Source organism: Mesorhizobium sp. M0478 (assembly GCF_040321305.1).
GTDB lineage: Bacteria > Pseudomonadota > Alphaproteobacteria > Rhizobiales > Rhizobiaceae > Mesorhizobium.
This window is the reverse complement of sequence record NZ_JAMYRH010000003.1, coordinates 324192-343430: the sequence shown is the minus strand read 5'-3', so window position 1 is coordinate 343430 and position 19239 is coordinate 324192. Positions and strand designations below refer to the sequence as shown.

The window sequence follows — 19239 nt, the reverse complement described above, 5'->3', positions numbered from 1 at the left end:
GATCCTGCTTCGAAGCCGGCATGAGCGCCGAAGACGCGACGTCACCGCCAGAGAACCGCATCCCATGGGTCGCGATGGCCGGCATCATCGCGACCGTTACGGTGTTCGCCGTAGCACAGGGGCTGACCTATCCGCTGCTCAGCTTCATCCTGGAACGGCAAGGGACGACACCGGGCCTTATCGGCCTCTCGGCCGCGATGACGCCTCTGGGTTTCATTGTATCATCGCTCTTCACGCCGGCGCTGGTGCGGCGGGTGGGTGCGGCCCGCCTTGCGGTTGTGTGTTCGATCCTGGCAGCAACCGTCCTGATCGCGATTGCCTGGACGCAGGATGTATGGGCCTGGATGCCGTTGCGCTTCCTGCTCGGCTTCTTTGCCAATCCGCTTTACGTGATCAGTGAAACCTGGCTGGTCTCGATCACGCCCGCGGCACGCCGAGGCCGCATCATGGGCCTATACTCCTCCATCGTTTCCGCCGGCTTTGGCCTCGGCCCGCTGTCGCTAGGCTTGGTCGGCACGCAAGGATGGCCACCCTTCATCATCGGCAGCGCGGCCTTCCTTGTCTGCGGCCTGATCGTGCTTGCCGTCGCGCCACGCCTGCCCGACATGCCGCGTGATGGCGAAGCGGTGTCGGTCGGCGGCTTCTTCGCGCTGGCGCCGCTGCTCTTGTTCGCAGTCTTCACGGCTGCCGCCTTCGAGCAAGTCCTGCTTTCGCTGTTCGCGGTCTATGGTGCCGCGCTCGGCAGCACTGAGCAGCGCATCGCTTCGCTCATCACCTGTTTTATCGCCGGCAATGCCGTGCTGCAGGTCGTGCTTGGGCGCGCCGCCGAACGGTTTGGCTCGAAGCCGATGATGCTGTTCTGTGTCCTGGCTTGCCTGGCCGGTTGCCTGCTGTTGCCATTGCTCTTCGCTACATGGCTTGTCTGGCCGCTCTTCTTCGTCTGGGGCGGGGTCTCGTTCGGGATCTACACGCTGTCACTGATCCAGCTCGGCGAGCGTTTCACCGGTCAAGCCTTGATCGCCGGCAATGCCGCCTTCGCGTTCGTATGGGGCGTAGGCGGCATCGTCGGCTCCCCGGTGGCCGGGCTGGCGATGCAACTGACCGGACATCAGGGACTGCCATCGTCGCTTGGCATCCTGTGCTGCGTGCTGGTGGTGTTTCTGCTGGCGGAACTACGGCGGGTTGACCGCGTTCAGGCGTAAGGCGTGCCTGCCATTGCGGCCTTCGGGCCGATGCTGCCCTTGTCGACAAGAGCGAGAAAGGCCGAACCCGCCTCGTCGCGTTCCTCGAAGCGTCCGATCCGCCTCGATGAACGCCACGGCCGCCAGGCGGGTGTCAGGGTCTGCAGCTTACGCCCGCCGCCTTCGGATCGTGCCACCATTAGGATATCCCAGCTCGTCGCGTTCGCTCTCGCTCGCACCGACGCCGGCCCAGTGTTTCCGGACCAGCAATGTCTTCAGCTGCCATGTCTTCAAACCTCAATGTCAGGCGAAAACGCGGCCGCCGTAGAACTCGGCGGCCGCCAATGGCGACGCTATATTCGCCCGAGAACAACCAGAATGATCACGATGATCAGCACCAGCCCGAGGCCACCGCCGCCATAGTAACCAGTGCCGTAGAACGGGCCGCCGCCGAGGCCGCTGAAGCCACCGAGCAACGCGATGATCAGGATGATAATAAGAATGGTACCCAGGCCCATATGCCGTCTCCTTCGCTGCCGCGCCGTTCACGGCGCGGCTCGAAGAACTAAACTCCCAGCAAGCCTTCCTGTTCCCCGGCGATTTTCATCCGACGGCTAAGGAACGAAAGCCATCATCACGGCGTTTGCTGAGGTTCAGGCGCAAGCTGAGCGTGCCATCGCGCGCGCTGGGCGGCGCGTAGAATTCAGAATTTACGCGGGATCGCCCTCAAGGCGACCGGCCGCTCGTCCACCCGAACGCGCCGGCAGGCGTGACGCCGGGCTTACGCTGAAAGGCGCGGCGAAAGGTGTCGACATCTGAAAAGCCGAATTGGTCGGCGGCGAGTTTTGGCCCCGCACCATTTCCAGTCGAGCCGAACCGGCAGCAGCTCACGTCGCCTTGCCGGCCGGCGCGCCCATGTCTTCCTCGGCAATATCGTCGAACGATGCGTAGTTCATGTTGTAGAGCCTGGCATAGAGGCCCTTGGCCGCCATCAGCTGCTCGTGGTTGCCGCTTTCGACGATCTCGCCGTTCTGTAGAACGATGATGCGATCGGCGCCGCGTATGGTCGCCAGCCGGTGCGCGATGACCAGCCCGGTGCGGCCTTCCAGCAGCGTGACCAGCGCTTTCTGGATCAGCATCTCGGTGTAGGAATCGATGCTCGCCGTGGCCTCGTCGAGCACCAGGATTTTCGCATCGGCGACCAGTGCGCGTGCAAAACTGATCAGCTGACGCTGGCCGAGCGAGAGATTGCCGCCGCGCTGTTCGAGCTCGGTGTCGTAGCCATCGGGCAGATGCTCGATGAAGTCGTGCGCGCCGACGGCCTGCGCCGCGCGCACCACCTCCTCGCGGGTAGCCGATGTCTTGTGGTAGCGGATGTTCTCCAGCACCGTGCCGGAAAACAGGAATGGCTCCTGCAACACCATCGCCACCTGGTCGCCGAGCGAATCCTGCGTCACGTCGCGCACGTCGTGGCCGCCGACCCGCACCTCGCCCGACCAGACATCATAGAAGCGGTGCACCAGCGCCATGCAGCTCGACTTGCCCGAACCGGTCGGGCCGACAAGCGCAACCGTCTCGCCCGGATTGACGCGGAAGGAGATGTTTTTCAGCACCGGCTGGTTCTGCCGGTAGCCGAAGGTGACGTTCCTGAACTCGACCGAACCGTCCATGTCGCGCGTCAGCGCCACCGCGCCTTGTTTGTCGCTAACGTCGACCGGCACGTCCAGCACTTCGGAGATGCGTTGGCCCGACGCCATGGCGCGCTGCATGACACTGTACTGCATGGTGAGCGAGCGGATCGGGTCGAAGAAGCGCTGGATGTAGAACAGGAACGCCACCATGACGCCGATGTCGAGGCTGTGCGACAGCACCATCGAACCGCCGACGACGATGACCGTCCCCATCGCAATGCCGGTCAGCGTGTCGACGATCGGCACCATCACCTGCGCATATTTGGCCGAGGTCAGGTGAGCCCTGAGATTGGCCAGCACCTTCTCGTCATAGAGGTCGAAATTGACGTGCTGGCGTTCGAGACTCTGCACAGTGCGCACGCCATGGATGCCTTCCGCCAGCGCCCCATTGGCAATCGAATTGGTTTCGTGCGCGGCCATGAAGGCGACCTTGGCGCGCGGCAGCCAGAACAGGCGCACGATGAACAGCGCCGGCATGGTCGACAGCGTCAACAGGCCGAGACGAAAATCGAGCCACAAAAGCACGCTGACAATGCCGAAAAGAAGCACGATGTCGCCCACCGACATGACCGATGTCTCGAGGAATTCCTGCATCGAATTGACGTCGCCCTGCAGGCGCGACATCAGCCGGCCCACCTCGGTCTTGTCCATGAAGCTCAGCGAGACGCGCTGCAGATGGCTGAACATGGCGCGGCGCAAATCCGACAGCACATTCTCGGCCACCTTGCCGACGACGCTTTCCTGGATATAGCTGGCGGCATAGTTGATCAGGATGATCAGGGCGAAGGCACCGATCGCCCAGTTCATGACGGAGCTGTCGGCCTTGCCCGCCGCCATGCCGTGGTCGATGGCGTAACGGATGACCAGCGGGATCGCCAATTGCGTCAGAGTGAACACCAAAACGGCGGCGACCGAGATGAAGATCCGGCCCTGATACGGTCTCACGAAGCTCCAGATGCGGCGCACGATGCGCGGATCGTAGACCTTGCCGAAGACCTCTTCCTCGTCGCGGTGCGAACCGACGACGGCCCTTGTGGGCCGCCGGCTGGTGTCTTCCTTCTGGTCGTCGTTCTGTGTCGACATCATGCGGCTCCCACCGCCACCGGCAAATCGTCGTCCGGCCGCAGCTGCAGGTCGTAAAGCGCGCGGTAGCGTCCACCCAGCGCCAACAATTCCTGGTGCGTGCCGCGCTCGGAGATGCGGCCATTCTCGACGAACAGGATCTGGTCGGCATGCATCAGCGAGCTCAGCCGGTGCGAGATGATCAGCGTCACGCGGTCCTTGGCGAAGCGCTTCATCGCGGTGCGGATTCGCTGCTCGGTGCCGGCGTCGACAGCCGCGGTGGAATCGTCGAAGACCAGCACCGAAGGCCGCAGCATCAGGGTGCGGGCGATGGTCAGGCGCTGCCGCTGGCCGCCGGAAAGCGATGAGCCGCGCTCGCCCACGACCGTGGTGTAGCCGGCCGGAAGCCCGATGATGTAATTGTGCAACTGGGCGTATTCAGCCGCCTGCCCGATGCGGGTCTCGCGCGCCCAGGGATTTCCATAGGCGATGTTGTTTTCGATCGAGGTGGTGAACAGGAAGGCGTCCTGCTGCACGACGCCGACCGCCTTGCGCAACGATTGCAGCGTGACCTCGCGTATATCCTGCCCGTCGATGGTGATCGCGCCTGACGTCACATCGTAGAAGCGCGGGATCAGATGCGCGATGGTCGACTTGCCGCTGCCAGGCGGGCCGACAATGCCGACGGTCTCGCCGGACCTGGCCTCGAAGGAAATGCCCGACAGCGCCGGCCGGCCGCCGGCGCCCGCGTAGCGGAAGCCGACATTGTCGAAGCGCAGCAAGCCTTCGGTGACCACGAGATCCTTGGCATCAGGCGCATCCTCGATGTCAAGTTCGGCGTCAAGCAGTTCGAACAGCCTTGTGCCGCAGGTCGAGGCGCGGGCGAACGAGTTGACCATCAGCCCGAGCTGGCGCACCGGCATCTGCAGGATGGTCATGAAGGTGAGGAACTGCGCCAGCGTGCCTACGCTGATCTGGCCCGCGATCACCTTCTGGCCACCGAACCACAGCACCAGGCCCATGGCCGCCAGGAAGGAAAAATTCATGGCGCTGGTGTTAGAGACGCGGATGTCGACGCGCTGGTCGGCAAGCTCCAGCGCCGACTTCTTGGCGCGGTCGAATTTTTCCAGCTCATGCCGCTGCGCCGCAAAGGCGCGCACGACGCGGATTCCGCCGAGGTTCTCGTCCATCACCCGGCTCAGCACTGACAGCCGCTCCTGCAGCGTCAGCCAGGTGCTGCGCAGCCTGAGCTGTGTGACCGAGGAGCGCCAGGCGACGAACGGCACGAAACTCAGACTGAGCAGCCCGAGCTCGAGATCGGTGCTGATCAGGAGATAGGAGCCGACGCCGATCAGCACGCCGAGCAGCACCACGCGCAATATGCCGGTGGAAAAGAACATGCGCACGCCGTCGAGGTCGAGCAGGCCAAGCGTAATCAGGTCGCCGGTATGCACCCGGTCATGGAAGGAGAAGCTCAGCCGCTGGATCTTCTCGTAGAAGGCCAGGCGCAGCTCATAGCCGGTGCGGTGGCCAACGGCCTCGCCATAATAATTCTGCGCCATGGTGAAGAGGCCGCGCAGAATGCTGACGACGAGCAAGGTGATCGCCGTGGTCCACAGCGCCTGCTCAGCCGCCGCGCCGCCGCCTCCAGCCATCACGCCTTGCGCCTGGTCGATGGCGTGGCCCAGCAGGCGCGGGATGAACAGCTGCAGCGTCGCGGCGATGAAGGTCGAGGCGATGGTGATCGCAACCTGCCAGGGATGGCGCAACGTCATGCGCAGGATGCGCAGCAGCGTGCTGAGGCCCTTGCCCCAGGACGCCTCCGCCACATGGGCAAACGATTTGCCGCGCATCGCTGCGCCGCGGGTTGCATCCATTGCCAAGGAAAATACCCAATCCGATCCGGACATTAGCCCAGACGAATGAAAACAGACTCAGTTTCAGATACCGCGATGGTACGCCTCGATTTTGACCGTTCAAGGGCCAATGGCGGTATTGCACTGTGCCTGAAAGGGGCTGATCGTCCGCGACCGCTTAAGCCCGTGTCGGCGTTAGAGGCGGCAGGCTCGTCACTTTAGGCCGATTGAAAAGATGCGAGCATGTGGGTTGCGCCAACCGCCATCATGCGTGACCTCGGCCAATGTGATCGGCTGCGGGACCGAGCGCAGTGAGCAGCGCCTTGCCGCTTTCCAGCGTCGCATTCTCATGCGGCGCGCGCAGGTTGAGCCAGCGTTTGTCGCCGGAGCGCACCGCCAGCACGGCCTTCATCGCCGGGATCAGGCCTGCATCCTGGATCACCTTGCGGAACGCCCTGATCGCGGCGTCCGCTTCCGTGACGTCTTGGCCAGCGATCGTCGCGTCGTAGAGCGCGCGGATGGCCGCAGCGTTGAGATTGACGGTCCCGGAGATACAGCCCGCAGCACCACTGGCGAGCCCCTTGGTCAGTTGCGCCTCCGAGCTGGGGAACACCGCGACGTCGGGTGCGGCGGCAATCACCGCCGCCGTGTTGTTCCAGTCGCCGGCGCTATCCTTGTAGGCGACGACCGTCTCTGGAAACACCGCGCTCAACCGGGCGGTCAGGGCAGGGCTTACCGGCACACCGGAGTTCTGCGGGATGTGGTAGAGAATCATCTTCAGCGCCGGGTTGGCCACCCGTTCGATCAGCTCGCTGTAGTAGCGCGCCTGGCCTTCATCCCCGGCGGCCGTGTAGAAGAATGATGGCAGCACCATCACGCCGGCGCAGCCGAGGCCGACCGCGTGCTTCGAAAGTTCGACGGTTTCGGGGAGTGCGGTGACGCCGGTGCCGGGCATCATGCGCGCCGGCGAAATGCCGGCCTCGATCAGCCATTCCAGCGCCTGCATGCGCTCATTGAGCGAGAGCGACAGTGCCTCGCCCGTGGTGCCGAACGGCGACAGGAAATGCGCGCCCTGGCCCAGCACCCATTTGGCGTGTGAGATCCACAAGTCACGAGCAATCCGGCCGTCATTTTCGAACGGTGTCAGGATCGGGGCGATGGTTCCTTGCGGGCGGGTCATGTCGGTCCTTCCATCGGTGCTGGAAATCAGCTTGGCATAGAGCATACGTACGATGCGATCTGCCAGAGGCGATCTCTTGGGCCACCGCGCCGGCCGTGGGAAAACTTGCGGGTCATTGCCGCGAAATTCTGGCCCTTCGGTCTGCCGCAACCTGATGACGCCGGCGTCAATGGGTTGCAAATGGACCGGGGTTGCAAATGGACCAGGGTTGCAAATGGACCAGCCAAGCCCGAAATGTCGAACAGAGACAGATCCGGAAACGGCATGCACCCACGATTGCTCAAGACCTTCCTCGCCGTGGCGCGGCACCGTAATATCACCCGCGCAGCGCGGGAGGTTCATCTGGCGCAGTCGAGCGTCAGCGACCAGATCCAGTCGCTGGAAAGCGAACTTGGCGTCGTCCTCTTCATCCGCTCGCGCCACGGCCTCGACCTGACGACGGCCGGCGACGCGCTGAAACCCTATGCGGAAGAGATTCTGCAGCTGGCGGAGGAGGCGCGTATTGCCGTCGAGGCAACGACGGGAATGACCGCCGGAACGGTTACGGTCGGCGCGCTGGAGACGATTGCCACTGTCAAACTTCCGCAATGGCTGGCGGCCTTTCGAGGCGACCACCCGGAGATCGGTCTGCGGCTCAAAATCGCCGGCAGCGATGCCCTGCTGCGGCAGCTCGAAGAAGGCGAGATCGACGTCGCCTTCTGTTTCGACAAGGGCGGTCTGGACGAACGTCTGGCCCGGCGCACGATATCGGCCGAGCCGCTGGTCCTTGTCGCCTCACCCGAACATGCGCCCGCATCGGGGCAGAGCGACCTGGCCGCGCTCGCCGCGATGCGTTTCGTGGTGACGGAAACCGGATGCGTCTACCGGCATCTGTTCGACACTGCCTTTGACGAGATGGCAGCGCCAGAACTTGCCGCCGAAGTCGGCAGCATCGGCGCCATTGCGGGCCTGGTGGCGACTGGTGTCGGCATGGGCCTGGTGCCGCGGCTGGCCGTTGCCGACGCGCTCGATCGCGGCGAGATCGTCGAATTGCCGTGGCCGGGGTCGGCTCGCACGGCGTCGCTGGTCCTGATCTGGCGCCGCCGGCGGGTTCAGCCGCCGGCGCTGAAACTGCTGCTGGCGGCCGCGGCCAGGAATTTCGCTGCGCTCAGATCAGCCGGTGACCGCCCTCGACATGCAGAACCGTCCCTGTCGTAAAACCATTGCCCATCAGAAAGGCGATGGCATCGGCGATGTCGTCCGGTTGCCCGACGCGGCCGACCGGCAGGCGCCTGGCCATTGCATCGAGCGTCTCGTCCTTCTTGTCGCCGGCCACAAAACTCCAGATCGGCGTGTCGACCCAGCCCGGCGAGACGGCGTTGACACGGACCGGCGCCAGCTCGACTGCCAGCGCCCGCACCAACCCTTCCAGCGCAGCGTTGACAGCGGCAACGACCGAGCCGCGCGCCGCCGGCCGGTAGGCGGCAATGCCTGAGGTGAAGGTGATGGAGCCGTTGGCCGAAAGCTGCGGCGCGCCATGCTTGGCGAGCAGCAGCGGCCCGTAGAATTTGCTTTCGACGACTCTCTGCGCCGCCTGCAGGTCGATCGCAGGCAATAACTCATAGGCGCCTTCGATATCGGCGGCGGTGCTGACGATATGGTCGAGCCGGCCAATCCGCCTGAACAGGTCAGCGACCTGATCCTCCCTTGCAATATCGGCCGCGATGGCGCTCAGACCGGCATGGTTCCGCAGCGCCTCGCCGGCACGCTTGAGCCTGGCTTCACTGCGGCCGACGATGATGACTTCGGCGCCTGAGTCCAGGCACCGCCTTGCCAACGCGAGCCCCATTCCGGAGCTGCCGCCAATGATAGCGATTTTCGATTTTGCGATGTCTGCCATGTTTCCGTTCCTGTCCTGAACCGCTCCGGCGAGAGTCGCAGACCGGCGGCAGGAGTGGAAACGGAAGAAAGCGATAGTGCCATCGGAGGCTCCGATGGCACTATCGTCGATAGCAACGGACGCGGGCCGCTCCGTCGAGTGCCCGCCTGTCAATGAAGTGCGCTCAGTAGCCGACCGTGAAGCGCTGCTTGATATGCGCCGGCTTTTCGATCTCGTCGGCCATGACGATGGCGTAGTCCTCGAAGGAAATGCTGCTGCCCTTGTCGGACGTCAGCAGCGTGTCCTTGCCGATGCGGTATTTGCCGGTCCGCTCGCCGGCGACGAACAGCGCCGAAGGCGACAGCAAGGTCCAGTCGAGATCGTCGACCGTCCGCAGCGTGTCGAGGAAGTCGGCGCCCTTCTGCGCCTCGGCCTTGTAGATATCAGGGAAGGTCGGCGTGTCGACCAGGCGCTTGCCGGGCGCAACCTCAAGGCTGCCGGCGCCGCCGACGACGAGGTAGCGTTTGACGCCGGAAGCACGCACGGCTGCGATGAGCGTATCGGGATCGCTGTCGAGGAAATGAACCGAGGAGATCACCGCGTCATGACCCTTGATCAGGGCGGCAAGTCCATCCTTGTCGAAGACGTCGCCCTTCTTGGCAGTCACGCCCGGAAGTGCCGCGATCTTGTCTGGATGCCGGGCAATGGCGGTGACGCTGTGACCGCGATCGGAGAGTTCCTTAAGCAGGCGCGAGCCGACCTGGCCGGACGCGCCGATAAGTGCGATTTTCATGGGGATTTTCCTTTCGTCTGGGGAGAATTTCGTCTGGGGAGAATTTCTGGGACTACGCCGCCTCGATGTGAGCGACGAGATTGTCGTAGCTGCCGAACAGCGCGTTGGCGCCGATCAGGCGCGGCGCCGTTTGGCCGATCACCGCGAGCGCGGGAACGCCATTGACATGCAGCCGCTGGAACAATGTCCGCCCGCGGCTGACCAGGTCGTCATGCTTCGCCAGAAACGCCTGCGTCGGCGCTTTCAAAAGCTTTGCCGCGTCGCTCATGCCGGCGTCGGTCAGTACCGCGGCGACGCCGTCAACCGTCACAATATCGCGGCCGTCGACATAGCGCGCATGCTGGATCGCCTTCAGTGCCGCAAGTTCCTTGCGCCAGTCGTCCAGCCCGGCGGCGTTGATGCCCATGGTGGCAGCGGAAGAATCGAGCAAGGTGCCGCTGACATTGAGCACATTGTCGAGATAGGCCTGGCTGAAGCGCTGTCCGCTCAGCCGCGCGATGCGCTGGTCATTGTCCCAGGCGTGGGCGGCAAAACCAGCATCCAGCGGCCGCGCGCCGGCACCGGAGAAAAGCCCCACCGGCAGCAGTTGGAGCGCGGTCCCGCCGGCGGCCAGTCGATCCAGCATCGGCGTGGCGCCATAGCACCAACCGCAGAGCGGGTCGAAAAGATAGGTTAGGGTTGCATTGGTCATGGCGGCCTCATTCTGTTGCCCGATAGATGACAGCTGGACCGCTTGCGAAAAATAGCGATCAATCATACAAACTGTCTGATAAAACCAGACAATGAGCGGCCTGTGACCGAACTCCTCAATCTCAACCGGCTCGTCTACTTCGCCACCGTGGTGGAGACCGGCTCGTTCACGGCCGCTGCCGACCGTCTCGATGTTGCCAAGGCTGTGGTCAGCCATCAGGTCGGCAAGCTCGAAGAAGAGCTTGGCGCTACGCTGTTGCGGCGCACGACCCGGCGCGTGACGGCGACCGAAGAGGGTCGTCTGTTCTATGACCGGACCGCGATCATCCTGCGCGAGGCGGAGGCAGCCTATGGCGACATTTCGCAGCGAGCGGCGCAGCCGACGGGGACGCTGCGGCTGACGGCGCCGCTCGATTATGGCGAGAGGGTCGTGGCGCCGACCATCGCCGCCTACATCAGAAAATACCCGAAAATGCGGGTCGAGACGATCTTCGACGATGCGGTCAGCAACCTGGTCGACGAGCAGGTCGATCTTGGCATCCGCGTCGGCTGGCTTGCCGATTCCAGCAATCTGGCGCGGCGGCTGGGCAGCCTGCAGCAATTCGTCGTCGCCAGCCCGGAACTGGCCGCCAGGCTGCCTGGGGAAGCCAGCCCCAGGCAGGCGAAGTCGCTGCCCTGGGTCGGCAACGCCCAGTTGCGCGGGGTCGGCCAATGGCTGTTCTCGAGGGGCACGGAAACGGTGCTGGCCGAACTCAACCCTGTCGTCAGCTGCGACAAGACACCGGGCGTGCTGTCCTGCGTGCTGGCCGGCATCGGCCTCGGCATCTTTCCGGACTACAGTGTCGCCGACGACATTGCGCGGGGACGGCTGGTGCGGGTGTTCGCGGATTGGACCTTGCCGTCCGGGGGCATCCACGCCGTCTTCCCGCCGGCGCGCTTCAGGCCGGCCAAGGTGCGCGCCTTCGTCGACTTGCTGGTTGCGGCGGAAAGGCGGCGGGCGCGCAGTGCGGGCTGATTTCGGCACCGGCCGGCAATGCCGGCGAGGGAACCTTTGTTCGGCAGGCGCTTTTGGATATGCTGCGATTCCGAACCGTCAGAAGGGGTACTGCCGATGACCACCAAGATCTTTGCGACCTGCATGCTCGCTCTCGCTGTCGGCTGCAGCCTGTCCACAGCGGGTGTCGCCAAGGACAAGCATCGCCATCGTCAGCCAGAACCCGAACGCTACGTCCCCGCCCATCGCGACCTCATCTACGCCCTGTTCGGCGGCCCGCGCTACTATGACAAAATGCTGATCACCACGGCGGCCGGCCCGTGCTCTTACGACCGGGTCGGGCCGGACGCGAATGCGCTGAACAAGGTCAACGATCACCATTGCGGAAAGTAGATTGGTCCCAAAGGCGGGGTCCTGCGTCCCAGGGTTACCGGATGACGGCCGCCGCGAACACGATAGAGACAGTCGATGACCGCTGGTGAGAAATGGTCTCCGTCCGAAAAGAAAGTCGCCCGCACTGCCTATGACGCAGCGCTGAAGGTGGCGCTCGACAAGACGTTGGCTGAACTCAAGAGCAGGGCCCACGTTGCGGCAACGCCTTCCAAAATATGGGATGTCGAAGACTTTCTGCGGCAGCAGCGACGGAAGATCGACCAGATGTTCGACTATCGCTATTCACAGCTAATACAGGTCTTCGCCAATCTCATCCGGCAAGGCTATCTCGAGGAGAATCTCCTTGTTGGCTTGTCGGAAGACAAGCGGCAAACGATCCGAAAATACGCCAGCTGGAATCGCGAAGGGTAGGGGTCCTCTTCGGGGACCTTGGCGCTGCATTCAAACTGGACCATTCACCATCTTCGCGCGCGCCGCGCAGCTCGAGTTCAGCCATGGCGTGCCTCCGTGGCATCGGCGGTCGCGCCTCTGTCCTTGTCGTCCTGCGCCATCGCCAGCGGCGCACCCGGTTCGCCTTCCCAGAGGATCAGGCTGGCAGCGCCGATCAGCCCGGCGCGGTCGCCGAGTTCAGCCTGCACGATCGGCACGTCGCGATAGGCCGGCATCGCCCGCTGCTGGATGACCGCTCTGATCGACGGTGCCAGAAGGTCGAACCCGTTGGAAAGGCCGCCACCCATGACAATCAGATCGGGCGAATAGAGATGCAAGAGATTGGTGAAGCCGATGCCCAGCCATTGTGCTTCCGCCTCGATCAGGTCGAGAGCGTTGGCGTCGCCGGCCTTGGCAGCCTCTACGACATGCCTGGCCGAGACGTCGCCGTCATTTGACAGCCGTCGTAAGAGCGAGCCGTCGCCGGGCGCGGTCAATCGCGTCGCGCGGCGGCCAAGCGCGGTTCCCGATGCGACAGCCTCGAAGCAGCCGATGGCGCCGCAGAAGCAGCGGTCGCCTTCGCCGGTGATGGTCATGTGGCCGATCTCAGCCGCCAGTCCGCGCCTGCCGTGATAGATGTGGCCATCGGCGACGACGCCGCCGCCAATGCCGGTCGATACGGTCACGAACACCAGCGATCCGCTGCCGCGTCCGGCGCCAAAACGCCATTCGCCGAGCGCCGCCGCATTGGCGTCGTTTTCCAGCCGCACCGGCAAGCCGAAATGCTGCCCCAGAATGTCGATCAGCGGCACGTCGTGCCAGCCGGCCAGCGTCGGCGGCGCGATCACGATCCCCGCCTTGGGGTCGAGCGGTCCCGGTGCTCCGACGCCGATGCCGGCGACCTTTGCCTGCGGGTGTTCCCCAAGCAGCGTGCCTGCCAGAGCGACGATCTGGCCGATCACCGCCTCCGATCCCGCACCGGCAAGCGTCGGCGCTGAAGCATGAGCGACGATGCGGCCATCGCTTTCGACCAGCGCACCGCGCAGCGCCGTGCCGCCGAGATCGAAGGCGAGCGCGATCTTGTTCATCAGGGGGCGACCTCCAGCCCGTGCAGCCAGGCCATGCGCCGGGCAAGGTCGGGATCGCCGAAGGCCAGCGAGCCCAGCACCACGGTCTCCGCACCTGCGGCGCGCAGTAAGGGCACGGTCTCGTGGCGGATGCCGCCATCGGCGGCGAGCACGATGTCGGCCTCGCGGCCGGCTTTGCGCATCAGCGCGCGCGCCTCGATCAGGCGCGGATACGCCTGCTCCGACAGGCTCTGGCCCTTGACGCCGATGGAAGTGCCGAGCAGCGTCACGAACGCCACCTCCGGCAGGAAGGGCGTGACGGCCGCGACCGGTGTTTCCAGCCGCAGCACCACGCCGGCCTCGGCCCCGAGTTCACGCGCCAGTTTCACGGCGCGCAGACCGGTCTCGCCGTTTTCGGCGTGCACGCTGATCAGGTCGGCGCCGGCCTCGATGAACTGGCGCGTCTGTTCCTCGACGATCTCGGCTTCGACCATCAAATGGACATGGATAGGCTTTGCGGTGAGCTTGGCGATGTGCGCCACCAGGTCCGGGAAGAACAGGAAGCCAGGGGTGAAGCGGGCATCGGCGACGTCGATATGATGGACATCGGCATGGGTCTCGATGCGCTTCAAATCGTGCTCCATATTGGCGAGGTCGGCCGACCACAGCGAAAACTCGCCGATAAGCCGGTTGCGCGGCAGAGCGGCAATTGCGGCGGGGCCGGACAGGGGCTTGTTCGTCGTCATCGTCTCAGGCTCCGTAGCCGCGCATTGTCTGGCGGTTGATTTTGACGGCGCCGGCAGGGTCGGCGGCGGCCGTTTCGGACTCTTCCTCCAGCACCAGCCAGCCGTTGAAATTGGGTGCAGCACCAGCGATCTCGATCACCTTCGCCGTGTCACAGACGCCCTTGCCGAGCATCGCCCAGGTTCCATTCGCGTCGACATCCTTCAGATGCACATAGCGGATGCGGTCGCGATAAGTGGTGAGCGTATCCGCCATGTCCTGGCCACCGCGCAAGATGTGGCCGGTGTCGGGCACCCAGCCCACCATCGAGGCGTCGAGCAGCCCGAAGATGCGGTCGTAGTCGGCGCGGTCGAACAGCAGCGTGTTGTGATGCGAGCTTGGATGCACCGCGACCTGGACGCCGGCCTCGCGCCCGAGCTCGCCGGCTTTGTTGTAGACCTCGGCGGCGATGGCAAACTTGTCGTCGCGCGGCCCGTCGGAAACCATCGTGGCCGAGCCCATCGACACCAGCGCGCCGGGAAAGGCGGCGGCGAAGTCGATCCAGCGTTTGGCGGTCTCCAGGTCGGCGCCGATCTCATCCCTGAGCGTGAAACCGCTCTTCGAGCCGAAGGCGAAGGAGACGAGCGTCAGCCCGGGTGACTTCAGCGCGGCGGCGAACTCCGTTGGCTTGCCGGCATAGCGGCCGATCATCGTGTCGGTGATCTCGATGCCGGCATAGCCGCCATCGGCGATCGCCTTGAGCAGATCGTCCGGGCCGCCGGCAAAACGGTCGCCGAGCATTTCCCAGGTAAAGGTCTGGCAGCCGACTTTCAGGTCTTTCACGGTCATCCTTTCATTCCTTGATCCACCTCCGTTGGAGGGACATCCTACTTGACCGAGCCTGCGGTCATGCCGGCGAGGAAGAACCTCTGGGCAACCAGGTAGATGACCAGGAGCGGCAGCGAGCCGAGCACGCTCATCGCCATCATCTGGTTCCATTCGAAGGCGTGTTGCCCCATCAACAGCTGGATGCCGATCGGGACGGTGCGCATGGACGTCGACTTCGTCAGTGTCAGCGCAAAGAGAAATTCGTTCCAGCACAACAGGAAGGTGTAGACCGACGTCGCCACGATACCAGGCAGTGAAATCGGGACGATCACCCGCCACAGTGCGGTCCAGCTGGTGCCGCCGTCGACAGCCACTGCTTCATCGAGATCGCGGGGCAAGGTGTTCAGATATCCCGTCATCAGCAGGATCGCATAAGGCAGCGTAAACACCAGATAGGTCAGGATCAGGGCGACATAGGTGTCGAAGATGCCATACGAGACGACAAGCCCGAAGAAGGGGATCAAAAGCGTGATCGGCGGGATCGTCTGCGTGCTGATGATGAGAGTGTTGAGGCTGCCCCTGCCGCGGAAATTGAAACGGCTGAACCCATAGGCCGCCAGCAAGGCGATCAGCACCGTCAGCACGGTCACTGCTCCGGCCACGAAGTAGCTGTTGAAGAAGAAGCGCAGCTTTACCGGATCACCAAGGATGGCCGCATACGCTTCCAGTGTGAAGGCCTTCGGCAGGACGGTTGGTGGCAGGGCGAATATTTCGGTATTCGACTTGAACGAGCTGCTCAGCATCCAGTAGATCGGGAAGGCAGCGAAAAAGAGCCCTGCGGCAAGCGCGACATGAAGCGCGGCGGTGATCAGCCTGTCTTTCGGCGTGTGCCTTTTCCTCATGTGACTACCGAGCCTTTTGATAGCGGATGTAGAACATCGTCAGGCCGAGAGAGATCAGCAGGATGACCACGGCGCTCGCCGAGGCCTGCGACAGGTTGTAGCTCGAAAACGCCAGCTTGTACGTGTAGGTGCTGAGGACCTCGGTCGAGTAGATCGGACCGCCACCCGTCGTTATCCAGATCAATGGAAAGACCTGCATGGTCCAGATGAAGTCGAGCAGCGAGATGCTGATGATGATCGGCATCAGCTGCGGAATGGTGATGAAGATCAGCTTCTGGTAGGCCTTCGCGCCGTCGATATCGGCGGCCTCGTAGAAATCCTTGGGAATGCCCTGCAAGCCTGCGAGCAGGCTGACCATGAAAAGCGGGTAGCCCGCCCAGATATTGGCGAAGGTGACGGCGTGCAGCGCGGTCGCGGGCGAGGAAAACCACTCGACCTTGGAACCGATGATACCGATCTGCATGAGAACACTGTTCACGACACCATTCGGCTCAAGCAGAAGGCGCCAGATCACCGCGATAATCACCGCGGTGAACAGCCAGGGCAGTATGTACAGCACGCGCAGGATGTTGCGCAGCGTCGGATTGATGCGGTCGCTGTTCAGCATGAGTGCGAAGAGCATGCCGATGGTCATATGGAAGACGACACTCATGCAGGTGAAGTAGAGCGTGTGCCACAGCGAGGCCCAGAACACCGGATCGGCAAAGATCGCCTGGTAGTGTTTCAGTCCGGCAAAGGACGGGTCGCGACGCAGCACCGCGCTGTTCTGGAACGAATAGCCAATCACCGTCACCATCGGCAGCAGCATCAGAAGGCCGATTATGAGGAGCGATGGTGACAGATAGAGATAGGGTGCGACCGCTCGTTTCAGTCGATGGTGGGAGCGCTTCTGCCCGGTCATGTGCGACCCCTGGGATGTGCCTTCAAGAGGAAGGTGCGCTTCAAAAACAGGTCCATCTCAAATTGCCGATCCGTTGTTGACGGGTGGCCTGGCCGAGGCCGGGCCACCCGGTGGAAGATAGCAAACGGGCAATGGCCGCTCAGAATTTCGCCGTCCAGCCCTTTTGAGCGTTGGTTGCGGCTTGTTCCGGAGACTGCTCGCCGGCAAGCATCTTCTGAGCCTCCACGTCGAACTGGGTCATCAGGTCTTCAGCCACCGGCAGGCCCGTGAACTCGTTGGCGAGATAGCCGGTCTTGAAGATTTCGAAAGCCTTGGCGAAAGCCTTGTCCGAGGTCACGAAATCGGGCTTGGCGTTGACGTTCCCCGGGAAGGCGTTTGCAAGCGACACGAGCTTGGCATTCACCTTTTCACTCATCAGATATTGGACGAGCTTCCAGGCTTCATCCTGATGTTTCGAGGCGGCAGAGATGCCGATGCCCCAGGAGGCATAGGGAAGGCCGCGCTTGCCGTTGTAGTCCGCCACGACCGGGACCGGGATGAGGTCGAAGTTCAGCTTGGGATTGCGTTTGCGGATGAGATTCACATGCGCGAGCGAGTCGATCATCATTCCGACCCGATCGTTGACGAATTCCTCGACCTTTTCCTGCTCGGTCTTGGTGGCAATGCCGGGCGAGATGACGCCGGCGTCGTTCAGCGATTTGACGAAAGTGAGCATATCGACGACCGGCTTGCCCTCGAGAGCCGGCTTGCCTTCAGCCATCATCGATTGACCCGAGGCCCAGACCCACGACATCAGGTCGTTCTGGACACCGGACGGCGTTTGCAGCGACAGGGGCAGCACCCAGCCATACTGGTTCTTGTCGGCATGGGTCATCTTCTTGGCGGCTTCGAGAAACTCCGCGCGGGTCGACGGCAGCTTGGTGACGCCTGCCTGGGCGGCGAGGTCCAGATTGACGAAGACCGGATAGACGAACGAAGCCACGGGAAACATCACTGCCTTGCCGTCCACCTTGATGATATCCGCGACCTGGGTCTTGTCGAACCCGCTCGCATCCATCATCGGGTTCATGTCGGCCAGCGCACCCTGCGCGTTCAGGTTGTTCACCCAGGCGCCGTCGAGACCGACGACGTCGCTGAGCGTTCCGGTTGCGGCGCCGACCGAGATCTGGTCTCGCGTGGTCGCATAGGGACCGCTGACCAGCGTCACCTTGATGCCGGGGTTTGCAGCCTCGAAGTCGTTCATGATTGCCCTGAGCGATCCCGCCGGCAATTCGGGCTCCCACCATTGGGTGAATTCCAGCGTCGTGTCCGCCATGGCGCCGGTTGCACCAAGCAACCATGCGGCCGCGGCTATTTTCAGCATCGCGGGTCGTATCCGAAACATCATTTTCTCCTCCTTCTTCAAGGTCGGCCGCACAATGCGGACGATCGTCTGTTCATTCAGAAGCCTTCTTGTATCTTCCGCAGGCACCTCGCTCCCGCCCGCGGTCTTCCGCAGATCTTCAGATCGCCAGATGCGTTTCGGGATCGAAGAAATGGAACTTGGCATCATCCACGGCCAACCGGATTTCCGAGCCGGAGCGGACGGCGCTGATCGGCTCGAACCTCGCCACCGCGTTCGACGCCAGGCCGAAATCGTCCACCGCATCCGGATCGCCGGAGTCCACCCGGACCGCGTCGATGTTCATGTGGACGATCTGTTCGGAGCCGAGTTCCTCGATCGAGGTCACCCTGGCCGGTATCGTCTGATACTTGCGACCGGATTCAAGGCTGCTGTCATAAAGATCCTCCGGTCTGATCCCGAACACGACCTTGCGCCCCGCATACGACCTCAAGGCCGGCCTGCGCACGAAGGCTGCATCCTGCAGCCGGACGGCGAAGTCGCGAAAAGCGAGCTCGCCGCCCTTCAGGGTCGCCTCGAAAAGGTTCATCGAAGGAGAGCCGATGAAGCCGGCAACGAAGGCGTTAACCGGCGATTCATAGAGCCTCTTGGGTGTGTCGACCTGCTGCAGCACACCGCCTTTCAACACCGCGACTCTGTCGCCCATCGTCATCGCTTCGATCTGATCATGGGTCACGTAAATGGTCGTGACGCCGAGCTGCTTTTGCAGGCTGGTGATTTCGGCGCGCATTTGCACACGCAGTTTCGCATCCAGATTGGAAAGCGGCTCGTCCATGAGAAAGGCGGCCGGCTCGCGCACCATGGCGCGGCCCATGGCAACCCGTTGACGCTGCCCGCCTGACAGGTTCGCGGGTTTGCTGTCCAGCAAAGACGTCAGCTGAAGAGTTTTGGCGATCTCGTCCACGCGCTTCTTGCGCTCGGCCTTCGGCTTGCCTGCCAGCCGCATCGAAAAGGCGATGTTTTCGGATACCGTCATATGCGGGTAGAGCGCGTAGCTCTGGAACACCATCGCGATGTCGCGGTCCTTGGGCGGCATGTCGACGACGTCGACCCCGCCGATCCGAAGGCTGCCGCTGGTGATGTCTTCCAACCCCGCGATCATTCGCAACGCCGTGGATTTGCCGCAGCCGGAAGGCCCGACGAGGATCAAGAACTCGCCGTCCTTGACCGACAGGTTCAACTGGTCGATTGCGCGAAAACTGTTCCCGTAGGTTTTGCAGATCTTCTCAAGAATGACTTCTGCCATATTCCTCCCTCCACAAGTATAAGCCCTGATTTTTTATGATTCT

The 19239-nt window shown here is 63.2% G+C and carries 20 protein-coding genes; 5 read left to right on the top strand and 15 right to left on the bottom strand.

Going from position 1 to position 19239, the window contains the following annotated elements:
- Positions 1-20 precede the first annotated feature (20 nt).
- Entirely contained in the window at positions 21-1202 is a 1182-nt protein-coding gene (locus tag NKI64_RS09510) for an MFS transporter (protein ID WP_023692228.1), read from the top strand.
- On the opposite strand, the gene NKI64_RS09505 is transcribed toward NKI64_RS09510, so the two are convergent.
- From NKI64_RS09505 to NKI64_RS09485, 5 genes are all read right to left on the bottom strand, one after another.
- Positions 1193-1381 carry a hypothetical protein gene (locus NKI64_RS09505; protein ID WP_352667732.1) on the bottom strand — a complete coding sequence of 63 codons (189 nt, stop codon included), beginning with the start codon at positions 1379-1381 and terminating at the stop codon, positions 1193-1195. The genes NKI64_RS09510 and NKI64_RS09505 overlap by 10 nt on opposite strands.
- Before the next feature lie 153 nt (positions 1382-1534).
- Entirely contained in the window at positions 1535-1699 is a 165-nt protein-coding gene (locus NKI64_RS09500) for a DUF3309 family protein (RefSeq protein ID WP_023667887.1), read from the bottom strand.
- A 369-nt stretch (positions 1700-2068) separates the two neighbouring features.
- Positions 2069-3955, bottom strand: coding sequence for an ABC transporter ATP-binding protein (locus NKI64_RS09495; protein WP_352667729.1), 1887 nt, complete (start codon positions 3953-3955; stop codon positions 2069-2071).
- Entirely contained in the window at positions 3955-5787 is a 1833-nt protein-coding gene (locus NKI64_RS09490; protein WP_352667727.1) for an ABC transporter ATP-binding protein, read from the bottom strand. Before NKI64_RS09490 ends, NKI64_RS09495 begins: the two co-directional genes overlap by 1 nt.
- Positions 5788-6055: 268 nt before the next feature.
- Complete coding sequence (locus tag NKI64_RS09485; protein ID WP_023735665.1) at positions 6056-6970, bottom strand: dihydrodipicolinate synthase family protein; 915 nt, start codon at positions 6968-6970, stop codon at positions 6056-6058.
- Positions 6971-7234: 264 nt separating this feature from the next.
- Between NKI64_RS09485 and NKI64_RS09480 the strand changes: the two genes are divergently transcribed.
- Positions 7235-8167: a LysR family transcriptional regulator gene (locus NKI64_RS09480; protein WP_023735664.1), complete on the top strand. Its 933-nt coding sequence runs from the start codon at positions 7235-7237 to the stop codon at positions 8165-8167.
- Here the strand turns inward: NKI64_RS09480 and NKI64_RS09475 are convergent.
- The 3 genes from NKI64_RS09475 to NKI64_RS09465 all read right to left on the bottom strand — a co-directional run bounded on the left by NKI64_RS09475 (position 8118) and on the right by NKI64_RS09465 (position 10312).
- A complete protein-coding gene (locus tag NKI64_RS09475) occupies positions 8118-8849 on the bottom strand; it encodes an SDR family oxidoreductase (protein WP_023735663.1) in 732 nt (243 codons plus the stop codon). The genes NKI64_RS09480 and NKI64_RS09475 overlap by 50 nt on opposite strands.
- Positions 8850-9012: 163 nt before the next feature.
- Complete coding sequence (locus tag NKI64_RS09470) at positions 9013-9621, bottom strand: NAD(P)-dependent oxidoreductase (RefSeq protein ID WP_023692222.1); 609 nt, start codon at positions 9619-9621, stop codon at positions 9013-9015.
- A gap of 52 nt (positions 9622-9673) precedes the next feature.
- On the bottom strand, positions 9674-10312 hold the full coding sequence (locus NKI64_RS09465) for a DsbA family protein (RefSeq protein ID WP_023735661.1): 639 nt from the start codon (positions 10310-10312) through the stop codon (positions 9674-9676).
- Positions 10313-10414: 102 nt separating this feature from the next.
- On the opposite strand from NKI64_RS09465, the gene NKI64_RS09460 reads away from it, so the two are divergent.
- The 3 genes from NKI64_RS09460 (at position 10415) to frp (ending at position 12109) form a co-directional block, all read left to right on the top strand.
- Complete coding sequence (locus NKI64_RS09460) at positions 10415-11326, top strand: LysR substrate-binding domain-containing protein (RefSeq protein WP_023735660.1); 912 nt, start codon at positions 10415-10417, stop codon at positions 11324-11326.
- Between the two features lie 96 nt (positions 11327-11422).
- Positions 11423-11698: a hypothetical protein gene (locus tag NKI64_RS09455; RefSeq protein WP_023732219.1), complete on the top strand. Its 276-nt coding sequence runs from the start codon at positions 11423-11425 to the stop codon at positions 11696-11698.
- Between the two features lie 75 nt (positions 11699-11773).
- Positions 11774-12109, top strand: a complete 336-nt coding sequence (gene frp / locus NKI64_RS09450; protein WP_023709990.1) for a fluorescence recovery protein — start codon at positions 11774-11776, stop codon at positions 12107-12109.
- A gap of 77 nt (positions 12110-12186) precedes the next feature.
- Here the strand turns inward: frp and NKI64_RS09445 are convergent, their stop codons facing one another.
- The 7 genes from NKI64_RS09445 to NKI64_RS09415 all read right to left on the bottom strand — a co-directional run bounded on the left by NKI64_RS09445 (position 12187) and on the right by NKI64_RS09415 (position 19196).
- Positions 12187-13215, bottom strand: a complete 1029-nt coding sequence (locus NKI64_RS09445; RefSeq protein WP_352667722.1) for an ROK family protein — start codon at positions 13213-13215, stop codon at positions 12187-12189.
- Entirely contained in the window at positions 13215-13940 is a 726-nt protein-coding gene (locus tag NKI64_RS09440; RefSeq protein WP_023723313.1) for a ribulose-phosphate 3-epimerase, read from the bottom strand. Before NKI64_RS09440 ends, NKI64_RS09445 begins: the two co-directional genes overlap by 1 nt.
- 4 nt (positions 13941-13944) lie before the next feature.
- Positions 13945-14766 (bottom strand): sugar phosphate isomerase/epimerase family protein, encoded by an 822-nt coding sequence (locus tag NKI64_RS09435; protein ID WP_352667720.1) that lies wholly within the window; start codon positions 14764-14766, stop codon positions 13945-13947.
- 38 nt (positions 14767-14804) lie between these two features.
- A complete protein-coding gene (locus NKI64_RS09430; RefSeq protein ID WP_352667718.1) occupies positions 14805-15647 on the bottom strand; it encodes a carbohydrate ABC transporter permease in 843 nt (280 codons plus the stop codon).
- Between the two features lie 4 nt (positions 15648-15651).
- Positions 15652-16548: a carbohydrate ABC transporter permease gene (locus tag NKI64_RS09425; protein ID WP_352667716.1), complete on the bottom strand. Its 897-nt coding sequence runs from the start codon at positions 16546-16548 to the stop codon at positions 15652-15654.
- 139 nt (positions 16549-16687) lie between these two features.
- Entirely contained in the window at positions 16688-17935 is a 1248-nt protein-coding gene (locus NKI64_RS09420) for an ABC transporter substrate-binding protein (protein ID WP_352667714.1), read from the bottom strand.
- Positions 17936-18050: 115 nt separating this feature from the next.
- Positions 18051-19196, bottom strand: coding sequence for an ABC transporter ATP-binding protein (locus NKI64_RS09415; protein ID WP_023686996.1), 1146 nt, complete (start codon positions 19194-19196; stop codon positions 18051-18053).
- Positions 19197-19239 lie beyond the last annotated feature (43 nt).

What these genes read in the sequence shown, in the direction of transcription:
- NKI64_RS09510 (WP_023692228.1), top strand. Translation starts at nt 21, where the DNA reads ATGAGCGCCGAAGACGCGACGTCACCGCCAGAGAACCGCATCCCATGG.
- NKI64_RS09505 (WP_352667732.1), bottom strand. Translation starts at nt 1,381, where the DNA reads ATGGTGGCACGATCCGAAGGCGGCGGGCGTAAGCTGCAGACCCTGACA.
- NKI64_RS09500 (WP_023667887.1), bottom strand. Translation starts at nt 1,699, where the DNA reads ATGGGCCTGGGTACCATTCTTATTATCATCCTGATCATCGCGTTGCTC.
- NKI64_RS09495 (WP_352667729.1), bottom strand. Translation starts at nt 3,955, where the DNA reads ATGTCGACACAGAACGACGACCAGAAGGAAGACACCAGCCGGCGGCCC.
- NKI64_RS09490 (WP_352667727.1), bottom strand. Translation starts at nt 5,787, where the DNA reads ATGCGCGGCAAATCGTTTGCCCATGTGGCGGAGGCGTCCTGGGGCAAG.
- NKI64_RS09485 (WP_023735665.1), bottom strand. Translation starts at nt 6,970, where the DNA reads ATGACCCGCCCGCAAGGAACCATCGCCCCGATCCTGACACCGTTCGAA.
- NKI64_RS09480 (WP_023735664.1), top strand. Translation starts at nt 7,235, where the DNA reads ATGCACCCACGATTGCTCAAGACCTTCCTCGCCGTGGCGCGGCACCGT.
- NKI64_RS09475 (WP_023735663.1), bottom strand. Translation starts at nt 8,849, where the DNA reads ATGGCAGACATCGCAAAATCGAAAATCGCTATCATTGGCGGCAGCTCC.
- NKI64_RS09470 (WP_023692222.1), bottom strand. Translation starts at nt 9,621, where the DNA reads ATGAAAATCGCACTTATCGGCGCGTCCGGCCAGGTCGGCTCGCGCCTG.
- NKI64_RS09465 (WP_023735661.1), bottom strand. Translation starts at nt 10,312, where the DNA reads ATGACCAATGCAACCCTAACCTATCTTTTCGACCCGCTCTGCGGTTGG.
- NKI64_RS09455 (WP_023732219.1), top strand. Translation starts at nt 11,423, where the DNA reads ATGACCACCAAGATCTTTGCGACCTGCATGCTCGCTCTCGCTGTCGGC.
- frp (WP_023709990.1), top strand. Translation starts at nt 11,774, where the DNA reads ATGACCGCTGGTGAGAAATGGTCTCCGTCCGAAAAGAAAGTCGCCCGC.
- NKI64_RS09445 (WP_352667722.1), bottom strand. Translation starts at nt 13,215, where the DNA reads ATGAACAAGATCGCGCTCGCCTTCGATCTCGGCGGCACGGCGCTGCGC.
- NKI64_RS09440 (WP_023723313.1), bottom strand. Translation starts at nt 13,940, where the DNA reads ATGACGACGAACAAGCCCCTGTCCGGCCCCGCCGCAATTGCCGCTCTG.
- NKI64_RS09435 (WP_352667720.1), bottom strand. Translation starts at nt 14,766, where the DNA reads ATGACCGTGAAAGACCTGAAAGTCGGCTGCCAGACCTTTACCTGGGAA.
- NKI64_RS09430 (WP_352667718.1), bottom strand. Translation starts at nt 15,647, where the DNA reads ATGAGGAAAAGGCACACGCCGAAAGACAGGCTGATCACCGCCGCGCTT.
- NKI64_RS09425 (WP_352667716.1), bottom strand. Translation starts at nt 16,548, where the DNA reads ATGACCGGGCAGAAGCGCTCCCACCATCGACTGAAACGAGCGGTCGCA.
- NKI64_RS09420 (WP_352667714.1), bottom strand. Translation starts at nt 17,935, where the DNA reads ATGATGTTTCGGATACGACCCGCGATGCTGAAAATAGCCGCGGCCGCA.
- NKI64_RS09415 (WP_023686996.1), bottom strand. Translation starts at nt 19,196, where the DNA reads ATGGCAGAAGTCATTCTTGAGAAGATCTGCAAAACCTACGGGAACAGT.